At 73.0% G+C, this 16,579-nt stretch carries 16 protein-coding genes; 7 read left to right on the top strand and 9 right to left on the bottom strand.

Annotated features, from left to right (window positions below; translation table 11 throughout):
* Positions 1–66 precede the first annotated feature (66 nt).
* The 4 genes from ACIBCA_RS28145 to ACIBCA_RS28130 form a co-directional block, all read right to left on the bottom strand.
* Positions 67–360, bottom strand: a complete 294-nt coding sequence (locus ACIBCA_RS28145; RefSeq protein ID WP_396285809.1) for a DUF6412 domain-containing protein — start codon at positions 358–360, stop codon at positions 67–69.
* A gap of 94 nt (positions 361–454) precedes the next feature.
* Positions 455–955, bottom strand: a complete 501-nt coding sequence (locus ACIBCA_RS28140) for a hypothetical protein (RefSeq protein WP_396285808.1) — start codon at positions 953–955, stop codon at positions 455–457.
* 20 nt (positions 956–975) lie between these two features.
* Positions 976–2,433, bottom strand: coding sequence for a hypothetical protein (locus ACIBCA_RS28135; RefSeq protein ID WP_396285807.1), 1,458 nt, complete (start codon positions 2,431–2,433; stop codon positions 976–978).
* Positions 2,430–2,849, bottom strand: a complete 420-nt coding sequence (locus ACIBCA_RS28130; protein ID WP_396285806.1) for a WXG100 family type VII secretion target — start codon at positions 2,847–2,849, stop codon at positions 2,430–2,432. The genes ACIBCA_RS28135 and ACIBCA_RS28130 overlap by 4 nt, the downstream gene beginning before the upstream one ends.
* A 136-nt stretch (positions 2,850–2,985) precedes the next feature.
* Between ACIBCA_RS28130 and ACIBCA_RS28125 the strand changes: the two genes are divergently transcribed.
* Complete coding sequence (locus ACIBCA_RS28125; protein WP_396285805.1) at positions 2,986–3,270, top strand: type II toxin-antitoxin system Phd/YefM family antitoxin; 285 nt, start codon at positions 2,986–2,988, stop codon at positions 3,268–3,270.
* Positions 3,263–3,685: a type II toxin-antitoxin system VapC family toxin gene (locus tag ACIBCA_RS28120; RefSeq protein WP_396285804.1), complete on the top strand. Its 423-nt coding sequence runs from the start codon at positions 3,263–3,265 to the stop codon at positions 3,683–3,685. The genes ACIBCA_RS28125 and ACIBCA_RS28120 overlap by 8 nt, the downstream gene beginning before the upstream one ends.
* Here ACIBCA_RS28120 and ACIBCA_RS28115 read toward each other — a convergent pair.
* Both ACIBCA_RS28115 and ACIBCA_RS28110 read right to left on the bottom strand, forming a co-directional pair.
* Entirely contained in the window at positions 3,672–4,292 is a 621-nt protein-coding gene (locus ACIBCA_RS28115; protein ID WP_396285803.1) for a hypothetical protein, read from the bottom strand. The two genes, ACIBCA_RS28120 and ACIBCA_RS28115, sit on opposite strands and share 14 nt — an antisense overlap.
* Before the next feature lie 92 nt (positions 4,293–4,384).
* Positions 4,385–5,458 (bottom strand): Gfo/Idh/MocA family oxidoreductase, encoded by a 1,074-nt coding sequence (locus ACIBCA_RS28110; protein WP_396285802.1) that lies wholly within the window; start codon positions 5,456–5,458, stop codon positions 4,385–4,387.
* Between the two features lie 166 nt (positions 5,459–5,624).
* Between ACIBCA_RS28110 and ACIBCA_RS28105 the strand changes: the two genes are divergently transcribed.
* The 4 genes from ACIBCA_RS28105 to ACIBCA_RS28090 all read left to right on the top strand — a co-directional run bounded on the left by ACIBCA_RS28105 (position 5,625) and on the right by ACIBCA_RS28090 (position 9,883).
* Entirely contained in the window at positions 5,625–6,404 is a 780-nt protein-coding gene (locus tag ACIBCA_RS28105) for an HAD-IIA family hydrolase (RefSeq protein WP_396285801.1), read from the top strand.
* A gap of 132 nt (positions 6,405–6,536) precedes the next feature.
* Positions 6,537–7,718 carry a low temperature requirement protein A gene (locus ACIBCA_RS28100; RefSeq protein ID WP_396285800.1) on the top strand — a complete coding sequence of 394 codons (1,182 nt, stop codon included), beginning with the start codon at positions 6,537–6,539 and terminating at the stop codon, positions 7,716–7,718.
* Positions 7,719–7,775: 57 nt separating this feature from the next.
* Positions 7,776–8,504: a uracil-DNA glycosylase gene (locus tag ACIBCA_RS28095; protein WP_396285799.1), complete on the top strand. Its 729-nt coding sequence runs from the start codon at positions 7,776–7,778 to the stop codon at positions 8,502–8,504.
* 350 nt (positions 8,505–8,854) lie between these two features.
* The gene (locus ACIBCA_RS28090; protein WP_396285798.1) at positions 8,855–9,883 is read left to right on the top strand and encodes a glycoside hydrolase family 6 protein; all 1,029 of its coding nucleotides are present in this window, start codon (positions 8,855–8,857) and stop codon (positions 9,881–9,883) included.
* A gap of 57 nt (positions 9,884–9,940) precedes the next feature.
* Here the strand turns inward: ACIBCA_RS28090 and ACIBCA_RS28085 are convergent, their stop codons facing one another.
* Positions 9,941–11,875, bottom strand: a complete 1,935-nt coding sequence (locus tag ACIBCA_RS28085) for a galactose oxidase-like domain-containing protein (protein WP_396285797.1) — start codon at positions 11,873–11,875, stop codon at positions 9,941–9,943.
* The gene (locus ACIBCA_RS28080; RefSeq protein WP_396285796.1) at positions 11,872–13,983 is read right to left on the bottom strand and encodes a glycosyltransferase family 2 protein; all 2,112 of its coding nucleotides are present in this window, start codon (positions 13,981–13,983) and stop codon (positions 11,872–11,874) included. The genes ACIBCA_RS28085 and ACIBCA_RS28080 overlap by 4 nt, the downstream gene beginning before the upstream one ends.
* A 271-nt stretch (positions 13,984–14,254) precedes the next feature.
* Here ACIBCA_RS28080 and ACIBCA_RS28075 point away from each other — a divergent pair, with 271 nt between their 5' ends.
* The gene (locus ACIBCA_RS28075) at positions 14,255–15,136 is read left to right on the top strand and encodes an alpha/beta fold hydrolase (protein ID WP_396285795.1); all 882 of its coding nucleotides are present in this window, start codon (positions 14,255–14,257) and stop codon (positions 15,134–15,136) included.
* Positions 15,137–15,188: 52 nt separating this feature from the next.
* Here ACIBCA_RS28075 and ACIBCA_RS28070 read toward each other — a convergent pair whose 3' ends face one another.
* Positions 15,189–16,499 (bottom strand): hypothetical protein, encoded by a 1,311-nt coding sequence (locus tag ACIBCA_RS28070; RefSeq protein WP_396285794.1) that lies wholly within the window; start codon positions 16,497–16,499, stop codon positions 15,189–15,191.
* Between the last annotated feature and the right edge of the window lie 80 nt (positions 16,500–16,579).

The following is a 16,579-nucleotide window of genomic DNA, read 5'->3' as shown; positions in this document are numbered from 1 at the left end:
GCGAGCCCTCCGGGGTCTCAGGACATGAGTGGTCGACGGAGGACGGCCGCGAAGCCGACGACAGGACTACACGGCCGCCGGGACCACACCCGGAGCCCTCGGACGCCGCCTGCCCCTGGCATCCGGATCACGCTGCGGAAGGAACGCCGTACGGAACGCCCGCCGCCGCAGCACCCCGCTGCGCACCGCCGCCGGCGCCCGCACCCCCAGCACCCGGGCCCCGGCCACCACCACCGCAGCCGTCCCGGCCAGCAGCACCACCGCCGCCGCCGCAGCCACCGACGCCAACGCCCCGCCGTCACCCACCACATCCCCGGTCAACACCCGCAGCAGCCCGAGCACCATCGCCACGATCGCCATGCCCTCGCCCCCTCCGGTGTGTCGTCCAGGACCCTGACGGTTCTATCGCCCAGCACGACGATCCTGCGGCGGCAGGAGTTCCCGCCCAGCGGTCCTACGGCGCATCCATCGCGTACACCCACACCCGCGAGCCCCCGTCCGGCTCCGCCGCCACCCACACCGTCGCCGCCAGCCGCTTACTGTGCCCGGGCAGCGGCTCCGCCACGAACCCGCCCGTCCGCAGCGCCCCCGCCTGCCGCGGATCGGGCGCCCCCGCCTTGCGGAACCCCTCCGCCGCGACCTCACCGAGGCTCCCGCCGTCCGTCGGCACCACTGGCACCGCCGTCACCCGCAGGCCGGCCAGGAACCCCGCCTCCGCGCCGGACGGCAGCCGGAACGACAGCCACGCCTGATCGTCCTGGAACCCCCTCCGGTACGCCTGGCGCACCTCACCCGCCCCCTCCGGCACCCGCACCCGCGCGAACTCCTCGACCTGCGCCACCCCCGCCGTCGCCCAAGCCCCCGCCCGCCCACCGTCCCCCGCCGGATCCCCCACACCCCGCACCCACCACAGACCCCCAGCCACCCCCGCCACCAGCACCACAGCCACCACCACCCACCACCACCGCCGACCCCTCACTGCCCCTGCCCCCTCGTCTCGACCCGCGAGTCGTGCCGCCCGCCCCCGGTCCCGGGGCCCGCGACCGGAGCCCCGCCCTCCTCCAGCGGCACGGTGACCGGCCCGGTCCGGCCGGTGATGTCGTACTCCTTGGCAAGGCCCGTCCGGTGCAGGCCCGCCATGTCGGCGTCCGTGACGCTGGTGCCCGCGATGGGGGTGCTCTTGCCCGGGTCCCAGTTGTAGCGGTCCCAGACGTTGACCTGGTACTGGAGGGAGACCTGCGGCCGTCCGTCCGGCCCCGGGACGGCCGTCACCACCCCGGAGGTGAGGTAGGCGTGGCTGCCGACGGCCAGGTACCAGTTGCGGTCCTGGAACGTCCGGTGGGCGACCGGGCTCTCCACGGGGATCGAGACCGGTGCGCCACCCGACTTCTCGAAGGCGTCCAGCGCGGCCTGCCGCCACTGGGCCTTGTTGGCGGCGAGTTGGACGTTCGCGGCCTGCCTGAACGTCGCGTCGTCGTTGAGCATGCGGTCGACGTCCACGGAGAGCGGCGTTCCACTGCCCGCCAGGTAGTGCGTCATGTTGGCGGCTGCGTCCGAATTGCCGACGAACTCGCCTCCGGCGATCAGGGCGAGGGCCATCAACCGGGTGTTCTGCTCCGCCTGCCCCGGTTCTCTGACCTTCCACGGCCCCGCTCCCGCGTCGGCCGCCGACCACTCGTAGTCGGTCGGACCGAGGACGCCCGCCTTGACCAGCTTCGACGGATCGGACGCCAGCAGCCCGGCCCGTACGGCGGGGTCGAGAGCGGCCCACCACGCCTTCAGCTCCTTGGGGTCGGTCGGCATCCCGGCGGCCGCCTCCAGGTCGCTCCGGGCGTTGCGGACACCGTCGGCGTGCTTCGTCGGGTCGACCTCGTCGGGGTCGAGGGCGCGAAGGGCCTTGGCCACGGCGGCGTCGGCCTCGGTGGCCGCGGCCACGGCTGCGGTCATCACCTTGACGTGCCCTTGGACCTCGTCCCACTTCCGCCGGTGGTAGGCCACCGCCTCGGGGTCGTTGCGGTCGGCCGGTGACAGGCCCGGCAGGGTGACCGTGCCATCCGAGGCCACGGTCGCGTCCAGGCCCTCGGCGTCGCCGATCGCGCGGGTCAGCTTCTGCTTGGCGTCGGCGAACGCCTTGCCGGCCCGGTGGAGGGCGGCCGAGACGGCCAGGGCCTCGTAGTGGAAAGCCTCCAACTCGTCTGACAGGAAGCCGATTTCCCGCACGGCCTCGTTGGCCGCCGCACCCGACCACGGACGGGCGCCGGTCGGCTGGGCGTAGGGACCGCCGGTGCGGCCCGTCAGCGGGTTCAGCATGCCGGACCGGACCTGGGTGGCGAGGTGCTCCAGGTGGCCGGAGAGCCCGGTCCAGGTGTCGCCCGCGTGGCCGAGGGAGTCGAAGGAGGCACCGCGGAGCTGGGCGAAGGTCACCATGGTCACGGCCCCTGGAAGGTGGTGGCGGCCGAGGCGTCGGCTCCGTGGTAGCTGCGGGCGGTGGAGTCCAGACGGTCGGCGGCGAGGCCGAGCCGGTTGTCCAGGCTGTTCCAGCGGGTCTTCCACCAGGTGAGCGCCTGGGACAGGGCGGGGCCGCTCGCCCACCCGTCCGTCAGTGCCTGGACGGCGGCCGCCGTGTCCGGCTCGACCCGGCCGACCGAGGACTTCAGCTCGCCGCGCAGGCGGCGGGACTCCTCGGCGGCCCGGTGCAGCACGTCCGGCTGGACCAGGACGGACGGGCCCGCGTTTCCCGTGCTCACCCAGGGGCCGGTGGCCCGGGGCGGCGTGAACGGGTCGCTCGCGGGTGGAGCGTCCTGGCCGTAGAGCCAGGGGTTCTGGTCCTTCTCGGTGGTTTCGGGCACGCCTGAGGCCCCCCTCTGTGCATGTGGTTAGCCCTCGAACGTAGCAGGGGACGTTGCTCAGCGAGGCTTGTTCGCGCGGATGTGCGGGGTTGCCGGGGGTGTAGCCGGTGGTGCTACGCGGGGCTACCTTGGGGGGATGAAGACGATTACCCAGCGGGAGTTCCGGAACAACTCCGCCGCGGTGATGGATCAGGTGGAGGCGGGGGAGACCTTCCACATCACCAGGAACGGGGTGGAGGTCGCGGAGTTGCGGCCGGTTTCGGGGCGGCGGCGGTTGACGGCGGAGGAACTGGTGGCGCGGCACGTGAGGTTGCCGCGGGTGGACTACCAGGAGATGCGCAAGGAGGCGGAGGAGTACTTCGGGCCCGAGGAACTGGTCGGGGACGAGGGCGACGATCCGTTCGAGCGGGCGCGTGGCTGAGCGCCGACGGGCCTCCCGGCGCAGGCCGGCCGGGGTGCTGGACACGTGTGTCTACATCGATCTGGCGCTGCTGCGGCCCTCGGACCTGCCGGCCGTTCCGGAGCTGACCGCGATCACGTTCGCGGAGCTGCAGCAGGGCGTGTCGATGGCGCGGGACCCGGTCAGCCGGGCGGCGCGGATGGAGGTGCTGGGGGCGGCGATGGCCGACTTCGAGCCGCTGCCCTTCGACGCGGCGGCGGCCGCCCGTTACGGGACGCTGGTCACGCTGACGATCGCCGCCGGGCGCCAGCCGCGGCCGCGGCGGATCGACCTGATGATCGCCGCCGTCGCCTCCGCGCACGGGCTGCCGCTGTACACCCGCAACGTGGGGGACTTCCGGGGGCTGGCCTCGGCGGTGGAGGTCATCGGGGTGTGAGGCGGGATGTGAGGCGGGGTGTGAGGGCGGCCCGCCCGCTGCGCTCCACCGCGTCGGCCAGGGCCGACGCCTGCCGCAGGGCGGTGTCCCGGTGCCGGGTGCGCAGGAGGACGAGGTTGTTGTCCCCGCCCCTGCCCCGGTCATCGCCCACCGCGGCGCCGACGGCCCAGCGGGGGCGGCCGAGCAGGGCCAGGACGGCCCAGCGCAGTGCGAAGTCGAGGCCGATGAGCGCCGCGATCGGGATGAGCAGCAGGACGCCCTCGCCGGTCGCGTTGGTGCTCCGCAGCGGGGAGTAGTCGTTCAGCGGCTTGCGGGTGGCCCGGAACCGGCCGAGCCACACCACCGCGATCCGCACCTGCTCGCCGTCCGGCGCGCTGACGTCGACGTGGCCGATGAGCCCGGCGCGCCTGCCCTGCGCCCAGGCGGTGCGTTCCTGGGCGGCGAACTCGACCCGCTGCTGCTCGCGCTGCTCGACCTCCAGGACGGCCTGGCGCTCCCGGTGCTCCTCGGTCCAGGCCCGTTCGCGTTCCTTCTGCTGTGCGGACCAGGCCCGTTCGCGTTCCCGCTGCTCGTCGCGGTTCAGCGGCCGCCCTCCGGGTGTGCTCATCCGGTCATCGTAGGGGCGGTGATCAAGGACGGGTAAGGGGCCGGTCGGTCAGGTCAGCCGCCCGGTCAGGTCAGCCGGACGGTCAGGTCAGGTCAGGTCAGCCGGACGGTCGTCCCCGTGGCCGCCGAGGCGCGGGCGGCCTCCAGGACGGTCAGGGCGGCCACCGCGTCGTACGGGTCCACCGGGGGCGGGGTGCCGGGGGAGGCCAGGGCGGCGGCGATGCCGGCGTAGAAGGCCGGGTAGTCGCCCGGGTCGGTGGGCAGGGAGATCGCGGACTCGTCCGTGCCCAGGGTGCCGTAGCGCTCCGGCAGGTCGGCGCCCCACGGGCGGCCGTCGCCGGGGCGCAGGCCCGCGCGCAGGTCGGCCTCCTGCGGGTCCATGCCCGCCTTGACGTAGCCGGCGGCGTCGCCGAGCACCCGCAGCCGGGGGCCGGTCAGCGGGGTGAGGGCGCTGGTCCACAGGTGGGAGCGGGTGCCGGAGGCGTGGGTGAGGGCGAGGAAGGCGTCGTCGTCGACCACCGCGCCGTCGCGGCGCACGTCCACCTCCGCGTACACCGTCTCGACCGGTCCGAACAGCGTGAGCGCCTGGTCGACCAGGTGGCTGCCCAGGTCGTACAGCGTGCCCCCGGCCTCGGCCGGATCGGCCAGCTCCCGCCAGCCCGGCTTCGGCTTCGGACGGAAGCGCTCGAACCGGGACTCGAACCGGTGCACCCGGCCCAGCGCTCCGCCGCGCACCAGCCGGCTCGCCGTGAGGAAGTCCCCGTCCCAGCGCCGGTTCTGGAACACGGAGAGCAGCACCCCGCGGGAGTCCGCCAGCCGGCACAGCTCCAGCGCCTCGGCGGCCGTCCCGGCCAGCGGCTTGTCCACCACCGTGGCCAGCCCCGCCCGCAGCGCCGCCCTCGCCAGCGGCGCGTGCGTCCGGTTAGGCGAGGCGATGACCACCAGGTCCAGCCCCTCCGGATCCGCCAGCAGCCGCTCGGGCGTGTCCACCGCCCGGGCCCCGGGATGCTCGCGCGCCAACTGCTCCCGCCGCTCCGGATTGGCCGTGACCACGGCCTCCAGCCGCATCCCGGGCGTCGCCGCGATCAACGGCGCGTGGAACGCCGCCCCGGCCAGCCCGTACCCGATCAGCCCGACCCGCACCGCACCCGCCGTCCCATCGCTCATGCCGCCCACCCAACCACACCCCGTCCCTTTCCTCCCGATCCGGCCGCCCGGTGTTGGGGCGGGCGTCCGGGGGGCGATACGTCCTGTCCTCGTCGGAGTGCGCGGATTAGGCTGGGGCGCGTCAGGGCCCCTCGCAAGACGCTGCAACACTTCGGGAGACACGCACGTGGCAGACCGCAAGCCCATCGAGTCCTGGCTGACCGACATGGACGGGGTCCTCATCCACGAGGGCACGCCGATTCCGGGGGCGGAGGAGTTCCTGCGCAGGCTGCGGGAGTCCGGCAAGCCGTTCCTGGTGCTGACCAACAACTCCATCTACACCCCGCGCGACCTCAGCGCCCGGCTGGCCGGGATGGGGCTGGAGGTGCCGGAGGAGTGCATCTGGACCTCGGCCCTGGCGACCGCGAAGTTCCTCAAGGGGCAGCGCCCCAACGGGACGGCGTACGTGATCGGGGAGGCGGGCCTGACCACCGCCCTGTACCAGGCCGGGTACGTGCTGACGGACAACAACCCGGACTACGTCGTGCTGGGCGAGACCCGCACGTACTCGTTCGAGGCGCTGACCAAGGCGATCCGGCTGATCAACCAGGGCGCGCGGTTCATCTGCACCAACCCGGACGAGACGGGCCCCTCCACCGAGGGCGTGCTGCCGGCCACCGGGTCGGTCGCGGCGCTGATCACCAAGGCGACGGGCGTGGAGCCGTACTTCGTCGGCAAGCCCAACCCGCTGATGATGCGCGAGGCGCTGAACACGGCCGGGGCGCACTCGGAGAGCGCCGTGATGATCGGCGACCGGATGGACACCGACATCGTCGCGGGCATGGAGGCCGGGATGGAGACCATCCTGGTGCTCACCGGTCTGACGGCCGCCGAGGACGTCGAGCGGTTCCCGTACCGGCCGGGCCGGGTGGTCAAGTCGATCGCGGACCTCGTCGAGTTGGTCTAGTTTCTGCGGTGCTGTCGTGGGCCCCGTTCCGGCGATCGCCGGAACGGGGCCTTCGTACGCCGGGCGTGGTGCCACTACAGAAGTAGTGGCACTACGGATGTAGTCATGGGGCGGGCGGGGAGGAACGGGCGGATGAGTACGACAGGTGTAGTCGAGGCGGGCGGTTCGGAGGAGAAGCGGGTCACCTGGGCCGAGCTGTACTTCGACCTGGTCTTCGTCTTCGCGATCACCCAGGTCTCGGGGCTGCTGCACCACGACCACGGCCCCCTCGGGCTGGTGCAGGCGCTGGTGGTCTTCGTCCCGGTGTACTGGTGCTGGGTCGGCACCACCGTGCAGGCCAACATCCGCGACGTGGACAACCTGCGGGACCGCCTCGGCATCCTGCTCGTCGCCCTCGCGGGCCTGTTCATGGCCCTGGCCGTCCCCGGCGCCTGGGGCGGGAGGGGGCTGCTGCTGGGCCTGGGGTACTGGCTGGCCCGGGTGGTGCTGCTGCTCATGCTGATCCACATCCCGGGCGTCTGGCGCGGGCCGTACGGAGCCGGGGTGCTGGTCAGCGGCCCGCTGCTGGTGCTGGGCGGGCTGCTGCCGGACGGTCCGCGGCTGGCGCTGTGGGCGACGGCCGCGCTGTGCGACCTCTCGGTGCCGGTGGTGTTCCGGCGCAGGCTGGCCGCGGTGGCCTACCATCCCGCCCACATGCCGGAGCGGTTCGCGCTGCTCCTGCTGGTGGCACTGGGGGAGTCGATCGTCGGCATCGGCGGCACGGCGGCCGGCGCCCGGCTGGACGCGGCCGAACTCGCCGCCGTGGCCGCCGCGTTCACCATCTCGGCCGGGCTGTGGTGGCAGTACTTCGTCTACGCGGCGGACGCGATGCGCCACGCCGTCGAGATCGCCGACTCGCGGCGGGACGTGATCCGGCGAGTCTTCCAGTACGGGCACCTCGCGCTGATCGCCGGGGTGATCGGGGTGGCCGTCGGCTTCGGGGAGACGGTCGCCGACCCCTGGCGGGTGCTCGGCCCCGGCGCGGTGACGCTGCTGTACGGGGGCTGCGCGCTCTACCTGGCGACCTTCGGGTACACGCGCTGGATGATGTTCCGCACCGTCGCCACGACCCGGGTGGTCGCGGCGGTGCTGGTGCTGGCCCTGGCACCCGCGATGGTGCGCCTGCCGGCGCTGGTGGTGCTGGTGGCGCTGGCCGTGCTGATGGTGGCGCTCAACGTCGTGGAGCACCTGAAGGTCGAGCGCGCGGCCGCAACCGCCGTGCCCCCGGAGGAGAGTCATGAGACCGCGGAGCGGGCTGTCGGTGGGCCTGTGTAGCGTTCGGGGTGTTAGAGGGTGCGCGGCGCGGGAGCCGCAGTGTGGGAGGTAGATGTCGTGACGGACACGGTCCAGGAGAGCGCGGTCGACGCCGGTACGGGCGGCGGGCTGGAGCTGCCCGAGTCCTGGCGCGAGGTGCTGGGCGCCGAGACGGAGAAGCCGTACTTCGCCCAGCTGGCGGCCTTCGTGGCGGCCGAGCGCGCGGAGCACCAGGTGTTCCCGCCCAGCGGCCAGGAGTTCAGCGCCCTGGAGGCCACGCCGTACGAGAAGGTCCGGGTGCTCGTCCTCGGCCAGGACCCGTACCACGACGACGGCCAGGCCCACGGCATGAGCTTCTCGGTGCTGCCCGGCACCAGGACGCCGCCCTCGCTGCGCAACATCTTCAAGGAGCTGGACGCCGACCTCGGCATCCCCGCCCCCGACAACGGCTACCTGATGCACTGGGCCGAGCAGGGCGTGCTGCTGCTCAACGCGGTGCTCACCGTCCGCGCCCACGAGGCCAACTCGCACAAGGCCAAGGGCTGGGAGAAGTTCACCGACGCGGTGATCAAGGCGGTGAGCGCGCGCGAGGAGCCGGTGGTCTTCGTGCTGTGGGGCAACTACGCCAAGAAGAAGCTGCCGCTGATCGACACCGAGCGGCACGTGGTCGTGCAGGGCGCGCACCCGTCGCCGCTGTCCGCGAAGCTGTTCTTCGGCAGCCGGCCGTTCTCGCAGATCAACACGGCGCTGGACGGTTTCGGCGCCGAGGCCATCGACTGGCGGGTGCCGGACCTCAAGAAGGACTGACGCCAGGGCTGCAGAAGGACAGTCGGCTGGGCTGACAGCCGGACAGGGGCCGTGGGGGGGGGGGGGGGTTCGCCCCCCCCCCGCCCCCCCCCCGCCCCCCCCCCCGCCGGGGGGGGGGGGCCCCCGGGGGGGGGCGGGTGGCCCGCCCGGGGGCCGCCCCCGGGGGGGGGGGGGCGGGGGGGGGGGGGGGGGGCGGCGGGGGGGGGGGGGGGGGGGGGGGGGGGGCCCGCCCCCCCCCCCCACGGCCACCCGGCGTTCACCACCCGGGCCGGTCGCGCGGCTCCGGATGTGCTTAGCTTGTGCCCGGCCGGTGGGCAGCACCGGTTGGGGAGGGGCATCACGTGCGCCGGGTGGGGACATTGCGGTGGTCGGCGGGAGCGGTTCTCGCCGGGCTGCTGGTGGGCTGCAGCGACTCCGGCGGGGCCACGGGCGGCTCGGCCGTCCAGGCCGCACCCCCGGCGACGGCGACACCGAACTCACCCCCCGGAACCCTGCCTCAACTGCCCGGCCAGACCTTCTACGTCTCCGACCGGACCAACGCCGCCCGCCAACTGGTCGAGCTGCGCGCCCAGGGCCGTACGGCCGAGGCCGACGCCCTGGCCAGGATCGCCGCCCAGCCCTCCTCGCAGTGGCTCGGCGAGCAGGGCGCCCGGCGGATCGCCGAGGAGGTCGGCCGTCGCGCCACCGAGGCGAACCGGACGGCCGTCTTCGTCGCCTACAACATCCCGCACCGTGACTGCGGCCTCTACTCCGCGGGCGGCGCCGCCGACGCGGCCGCCTACCGGGCCTGGATCACCGAGGTCGCTCAGGCCCTCGGCGACCGCCGCGCCTGGGTGGTGCTGGAGCCGGACGCCGTCGCCCACACCCTGGACGGCTGCGGGGTCAAGGGCGACGTGGCCGCCGAGCGCTACGGCCTCCTGGCCTTCGCCGTCCAGGAGTTGAAGAAGCGTCCCAACGTCCGGGTCTACCTGGACGCCGGCAACCCCGGCTGGGTGCAGGACCCGGCCGAGCTGGCCGGGGCCCTGCGCAAGTCCGGTGTCGCGGCGGCGGACGGCTTCGCCGTCAACGTCTCCAACTTCTACGACACCGAGCGCGACGCCGCCTACGGGGCCAGGCTCTCCGCCGCCCTGGACGGCAAGCACTTCGTCGTCGACACCAGCCGCAACGGCAACGGCTCGGCGGGGGCCGAGGCCTGGTGCAACCCGCCCGGACGCGCCCTGGGCACCGCGCCGACCGCCGACACCGGCCGCCCCGGGATCGACGCCTACCTGTGGATCAAGAACCCGGGCGAGTCGGACGGCGAGTGCGGCCGGGGCGAGCCCCGGGCGGGCGAGTTCTGGCTGCCGTACGCCCTGGGGCTCGCCCGCGCCGGGCAGTGAACCGCGCCGGGCGGTGAACCTCGCCAGGCAGTGAACCTCGCCGGGCAGTGAACCGGACTACGAACCGCCGACCTCGATCCAGCGCGCCACCGAAGGCGTCCCGGCGCCGTCCGTCAGGAACAGCATGTACCAGCCCGGCGGCAGCAGGTCGGGATTCTTCGGCAGCGCGAGCGAGACGCCGTCCGGCCCGCGCCCGGTGATGTCCAGCGCCACCGAGCGCTGCTCGACGTCGGTGACGTGGGTGACCGAACTCGGCCGGATCAGCTTGGCGGTGGCCACCGCCTCCGGCCGGGAGGTCCCGACCTTCACCGTGCCGCCGAGCTTCGCCGCCGCCGGCGCGGCGCTCACCTCGGGGCGCCCGCTCCGGTACAGGTACGGCGGGGTCCAGATCTCGATGCGCTGCTCGAAGCCGCCCGGCTGGGTCTCCGCCTTGTCCGCGAACAGCGGGTTGGAGCCGAGCACCGCGACCCGTCCGTCCGGCAGCAGCAGCGCCTCGGAGTGGTAGTCGCGGCCCACGGTCGGCTCGGCGGCCCCGGTGAAGGTGTTGGAATCCGGGTGGTACACCTGGGCCTTGAGCAGGTCGCTGTCGCCCCGGCCCCGGTAGCCGCTGGAGCCGCCGGTGGTGAACACGGTGTCGTCCGGCAGGATCACGCTGTTGAGGTAGCGGGTGCCGCCGGCCGGGAGGTCCGGGCCGGGGGTGAACGCGGGCTCGGGCCTGCTCAGGTCGACGATGTCGGTGCGGGCGGTGGACCGCGGGGACTCGCCGACGCCCCCGCCGCCGAGCACCATCACCTTCTGCGCCTGCGCGGGCGGCAGCAGCACCGAGGCGGAGGTCTCGGTCAGGCCGGGGTCGCGCAGGCCCGGGACGGGCTGGAAGGCGTTGGTGGCCAGGTCCCACACGCCGGGGACGCGGCCCTTGTCGGCGGGGCCGTAGCCCGCGTTGGAGCCGGAGTAGAAGAGCTTGCCGCTCGCCGTCAGGAAGATCGACGGGTAGGTCGGGAAGTAGCGGTCGGGGCCCTTGGACCAGGACTTGGTCCTCGGGTCGTACACCTCGTTGTCGTTGCCGTTGAGGATCTCGCCGGTGTCGTCCAGGCCCGAGACGGTGACCACCCGGCCGTCGCCGAGCCCGGTGAGCGTCGGGTACCAGCGGGCGTGCGCCATGTCGGTGACCTGCTCGTACAGCTCGGTGTCCGGGTTGAACTCGAAGGCGGCCCGGATGCCCTGGTACTCCTGCTTGTCGAGGGTGATCTTCGCACTCTGCCCGTACAGGTTGTGGGCGTCGGCGCCGGTCAGGCCCTTGACGCGGTACTGGGCGGGCGCGGCGGCGACCCAGTCCCGGCCCTCGCCGAGGGCCTCGACGTAGACGTGCTGCTCCCCGGCGGTGACGACGGTCTGCTTGCCGGCGCCGGCCTTGGTCGCGGCGGGGACGGTCACCGGGGCGGTGGAGACGTACTCGCGCCCGTTCGGGCCGACGAACACGGTGCCCTTGTCGAAGGTCCGGGCGCGGTCGGGGCTCTCGTTGCGCACCCGCATCACGCCGCCGGCCTTCTTCACCGCGCCGTCCAGCTTCTCGTACCGGGCGGTGCCGCCGGCCACCAGCACCCGGCCGTCCGGGAGGGAGGCGTGGCCGCCGCAGAACATGTCGGCGGGGGTGGGGATCAGCTTGTACGTGTTGTTCGCCGGGTCCCAGAGCAGGCTCTTGAAGGTGCCCGCGTTGAACTGCTTCTCGTCGTTGCCGGAGCCGGCGATGATCAGCACCTTGCCGGTGTGCAGCAGCGTGGCGTGCACGGCGTTGACCCGGAACCTCGCGGGCAGCGTGAGGGTCTGCCAGTGCCCGAACTCGGCCTTGTACTCGGGGCGGTTGATCACGTACTGGTGGTACCGGTCGCCGGCGAAGCCGAGGACGGCGGGCGCGTTCATGCCGGCGACGGTCAGCGCGACGGTGCTGCCGAGGGCGAAGCGCCTGGTCCGCCCGGCCTTGTGGATCTTCACGTGGTGGAGTCCCCTCGGGAGACGAGCTCAGCGGACTGGTGGACGAACGGGCCCTCGACGAGCGGCCCCACGAGTGGCCCCTCGATCGGCGCCTCGACGAGCGGCCCCCGGGCGAGCTGGAGCGGCACGGTCGGGCTGTCCCGCTTCTCCAGGACGACCCTCGGCGCCCCCGGCCCTCCGGTGAAGGCGAGGTTCGCGGTGGGCCGGGTGCGCCGCCGCCGCACGGCGTCGGCGGCCAGCAGCAGCACCGGCAGGACGGTGAGCGCGAGCGCGATGCAGGCCCAGGTGCGCATGGCGACGTGGTCGTGGCCGGTGAAGAAGGAGGCGGTGACAGCCCCGCCGAACACCAGCGCCCAGAACAGGTGGTACCGGAAGGTGCCCGGCCGGTCGGTGCTGGCCGAGCGGCCCTTGGGCGTCACCACGAAGCGGCCGCGCCTGCGCACCAGGGCCTGGAGCAGCGAGGCCGCGTAGATCGGGCCGCACAGCGCGGACATCACCATGCCCGCCACCCCGGAGGAGCCGGCCGGCTCGTGCGGGCTGACGTTGTGCTTGCGGTTCCAGGTGTAGAGCAGGAGCTGGAGCGCGGCGGCGTCGCTGTAGAGCATCATCCAGATCTCCGAGGAGACGTGGACGCCGGAGGCGCCGAAGCCCAGGTAGAGCACGCTGGAGACGCCGCCGAGCAGCCAGGTGAGCGCGGCCATCGGGTAGAAGCACAGCATCAGCGTGTAGTTGAGCAGCCGGCCGGGCGAGAGCCGCCACATCACCCGCCAGTAGCGGGTGAGCAGGGTTTCGTAGGTGCCGCGGCTCCAGCGCAGCTGCTGGGAGAAGAAGTCGGTCCAGGAGGACGGGCCTTCGCCGATGGCGAGGACGTCCGGGGTGTAGACGGACTTCCAGCGCTCGCCCGTGCCGGGGTTGCGGCTGCGGTGGATCTCCAGGCCGGTGGCCATGTCCTCGGTGATGGAGTCGGACAGTCCGCCGATCCCCCGGAGCGCGGTGATCCGGACGGCGTTGTTGGTGCCGACGAACATCGGTGCGCCGTAACGGTTTCCGGCGCGCTGGATGAGGGCGTGGAAGAGGTACTGCTGGCTCTCGGAGAACTTGGTGACGGCGGATCCGGAGCTGCGGTAGTTCCCGTAGACCTGGGGGCCGACCACGAAGGCCACGTCGGGGTCGCGGAAGTAGCCGAGCATGCGCTCGCAGAGGTCGGGCAGCGGCACGTGGTCGGTGTCCACGGAGACCCAGAACTCGTAGTCCTCGCCGTGCGCCTGGAGCCAGGCGTTGTAGTTGCCGTGCTTGGTCCGTTCCCGGAAGCGGCCCTTGGGCGCGTTCCAGTGCGGGCGGTCGGCGCGGCTGAAGTGGCGTACGCCCAGTTCGGCGCAGAGGGAGCGCATCGCAGGATCGTTTCCCTCGTCCAACAGCCAGACGTCGTACGGTCCTTCGTGCCGGACCGAGCGGGCCGCGAGGAGCGTGGCCCGGACCATCTCCGGCGGCTCCTTGCCGGGCACGCAGGTGGTGAGGAAGGCGACCCGGGTGCCGCGCTCGGGCGTCACCGGGATCGGGTCGCGGGCCGCGAGCGTGGCGTGGACGTTGGAGACGACGTTGACCAGGCGGAACAGCTCGACCAGCGCGATGATGCCGATCATCACCTTGTCGCCCAGCAGGACGAGGGAGTCGGTCTCGTCGACGCGCTCGGGCCAGTGCTCCGGCAGCAGCAGCCAGACCAGCAGGACGGCCTCCACCACGGGCGCGGCCACCAGTAACAGGGCGGCGCGCAGGCGGTGCGGCTCGTGGCGCAGCAGGCTGCGGTAGCGGACGCGGTAGGGCGCGGCGGGGTCGGCGGGCCCGTCCGGCCCGGATAAGCGGGGCTCCGACCGGTAGACGCCACCGCCGAGGTCGTCGTACGCGTCGTACGAGTCGTACGCGTCCTGCTCGTCCTGCTCGTCCGGATCGTGGGCAGGGCCGGCAAGGCGGCTGAAGTGGCCGTAGTCGTACGGGGCTTCGGGCTCCGGCTCGATGGCCAGGGCCTCGTCGTACCCCTTGTCGCTGGTCCCGCTGGTCCCCTCGTGGGCCGTTCCGACGTCCCCTCGTCGTGAGAACGGCAAGGTCATGGTTGCTCCCCCCGTTGGCGGCTTCAACTCTCATGGAACACAAGAGCGATCGCAAGAAGCAGGAGGAGTGATCACCACTCAAGCGTGAAGATACTATGGTTCTTGGCCATGGTGGCGGGCTCGGGTGATACCGGCGCGAATCTGCCGAATGGCATATCGCCGAGCCCCACATTCCCCTGGCCCGCTATGTGGTTCGGACACATGTCGCGGCTTCCACCGCACACCTACGGTTCCGGCATTCCCGCCGAAAGACCTACCGGAGGTACCCCGCGTGAGCCCGCACCCCGAGGAGTTCACCGTCCCCGTCCCCGGCGGTGGCCTCACCGTCCTGCGCTGGCCGGCCGCCGAGCCGGGGGCCCCGGTGGTCGTGGCGGTGCACGGCATCACCGCCAACGGCCTGTCCTGGTTCGAGGTCGCCCGCCGCCTCGAAGGCCGGGCCACCCTGCTCGCGCCCGACCTGCGCGGCCGCGGCGCCAGCCGTACCGTCTCCGGCCCGTACGGCCTGGCCCGGCACGCCGACGACGTGGCGGCCCTCATCACCGCCCTGGGCGTCGGGCCTGTCACCGTGGTCGGTCACTCGATGGGCGCCTGGGTCACCGCCCTGACGGCCGTGCGGCACCCCCGACTCGTGCGCAGGGCCCTGCTGGTGGACGGCGCGCTGACCTTCCCGCTGCCCGAGGGGGTCGACGCGGACGACGCCCTCGCCGCCGTGCTCGGCCCGGCCCTGGCCCGGCTGTCGACCACCTTCCCCGACCGCGCCGCCTACCGGGAGTTCTGGCTCCGCCACCCGGCCTTCGGCGGCGCGTGGACGCGGGAGCTCGACGCCTACACCCAGCGCGATCTGGTCGGCGAGGAACCGGAGTTGCGCTCCTCCTGCGTGCCCGAGGCCGTCCGCACCGACGGCGCCCAGGTGCTGCTCGACCCGGAGGCGGCCGCCGCCGTCCACCACCTGCCCTGCCCGGCCGAACTCCTGTGGGCGGAACGCGGACTGCTCGACGAGCCGCAGGGCCTGTACGACGCCGGGCGGATCGCCCTCGCCGGCCTGGACACCACCCGGGTGCCCGCCTCGCCCGTGCCCGGCAGCAACCACTACTCGATCCTCTGGGGCGAGGCCGGCGCCGACCGGATCGTGCGCGGCCTGCTCGCCGGGTGACGTGCCAGGGCCCCGAACGGCAACCACCGTCCGGGGCCCACGGGAAACAGGGTCAGCCCGTCGCGCCCGGCGTGCCCGGGGCGGCCGACGCGCCCGCCGAACCGAGGAACGCCTCCCAGCCGCCCGACGGCGCCTGCCCGACGTTGAGCGAGCGGAGCTTGCGCAGCGTGGACTGGTCCTGCACCTCGAGCCACTCGACGAGCTGCTTGAAGGAGACCAGCCGCACGTCCGGCTTGCCCGCGATCTGCTTGAGGGCCTCCTCGACGGCGTCCATGTAGATGCCGCCGTTCCACTGCTCGAAGTGGTTGCCGACGAAGAACGGCGCCCGGTTGCTGTTGTACGCCCGCTCGAAGCCCGCGACGTACGCGCCGGCGGCCTCGGTGCGCCAGGCGCCGTACATGTTCGGGTCGCCCTTGGTGCTGCCCTTGGACTGGTTGGCCAGGATGTTGTAGTCCATCGAGAGCACCTGGTAGGCGTGCCCGGGGAACGGGATGGACTGCAGCGGGAAGTCCCAGACCTTGCCGTCCTGCACCTTCTGCGGCCATATCTGGAGGCCGCCGGGGGAGCTGGCGTCGTACTTCCAGCCCAGCTTGGCGATGGTCGGCAGCAGCGCCTTCTGCCCCTCGAGGCAGGGGGTGCGGCCGCCGATCAGCTCCTTCTTGTAGTCGAAGGGCAGCGGGTCGACGTCGGTGAAGCCGGTGTTGGTCTTCCACTGGGTGACGAAGCCGATGGCCTGGTCGATCTCGCTCTGCCAGTCCTCCGGGGTCCACATGTTGACCCCGTTCTTGTCCGGACGGGAGGAGCAGAAGTGCCCGTTGAAGTGCGTGCCGATCTCGTGCCCGGCCAGCCACGCCTGGCTGATGAGCTTGAGGGTGCTCTTGACCGCGCCGTCCGAGAGGTACGGGATGTCGGAGGCGCCGACCGAGTGCTTCGGCGGGTGGTACAGGTCCGACTTGCCCTTCGGCAGCGCGTAGATGCCGGAGAGGAAGAAGGTCATCGACGCCTTGTACTGCTCCGCGAGCTTGAGGAAGCGGGGGAACTGGTTGTCGTCGGTGCCGCCGGCGCCGTCCCAGGAGAAGACCACGAACTGCGGCGGGCGCTCGCCCGGCTTGAGCTTCTCGGGCTTGGGCTGGTTCGGCTGCGGGCCGGTGTCCGCGGTGGAGCCGTCGCCGATCGGGGCGCCCTTGGGCACGACGGTCTTCGTCGGGTCGCCGCCGCTGTTCTGCGGGGTGCCGGCGTCGCCGCCGGAACCGGGGGTGGAGCCCGTCGAACCCGATCCGCCGCTGGAACAGGCCGTGACCGCGCCGAGGGCGGCGGTCGCGGCGGTCGCACTGAGCACCGTCCTGCGCGAGATGCTGGTCATGGTCTCCCCTGGACGCCGACGCCGGTGGTGAGGGCGGCCCGGAGGCCGTACCGGTCAAATCGGGCAATTGATGAATTATC

Source organism: Kitasatospora sp. NPDC051170 (assembly GCF_044455705.1).
Lineage (GTDB): Bacteria > Actinomycetota > Actinomycetes > Streptomycetales > Streptomycetaceae > Kitasatospora.
The sequence above is the reverse complement of the archived record's forward strand: the minus strand, read 5'-3'. Positions and strand labels throughout refer to the sequence as shown.

What these genes read in the sequence shown, in the direction of transcription:
- ACIBCA_RS28145 (WP_396285809.1), bottom strand. Translation starts at nt 360, where the DNA reads ATGGCGATCGTGGCGATGGTGCTCGGGCTGCTGCGGGTGTTGACCGGG.
- ACIBCA_RS28125 (WP_396285805.1), top strand. Translation starts at nt 2,986, where the DNA reads ATGAAGACGATTACCCAGCGGGAGTTCCGGAACAACTCCGCCGCGGTG.
- ACIBCA_RS28115 (WP_396285803.1), bottom strand. Translation starts at nt 4,292, where the DNA reads ATGAGCACACCCGGAGGGCGGCCGCTGAACCGCGACGAGCAGCGGGAA.
- ACIBCA_RS28110 (WP_396285802.1), bottom strand. Translation starts at nt 5,458, where the DNA reads ATGAGCGATGGGACGGCGGGTGCGGTGCGGGTCGGGCTGATCGGGTAC.
- ACIBCA_RS28100 (WP_396285800.1), top strand. Translation starts at nt 6,537, where the DNA reads ATGAGTACGACAGGTGTAGTCGAGGCGGGCGGTTCGGAGGAGAAGCGG.
- ACIBCA_RS28080 (WP_396285796.1), bottom strand. Translation starts at nt 13,983, where the DNA reads ATGACCTTGCCGTTCTCACGACGAGGGGACGTCGGAACGGCCCACGAG.
- ACIBCA_RS28070 (WP_396285794.1), bottom strand. Translation starts at nt 16,499, where the DNA reads ATGACCAGCATCTCGCGCAGGACGGTGCTCAGTGCGACCGCCGCGACC.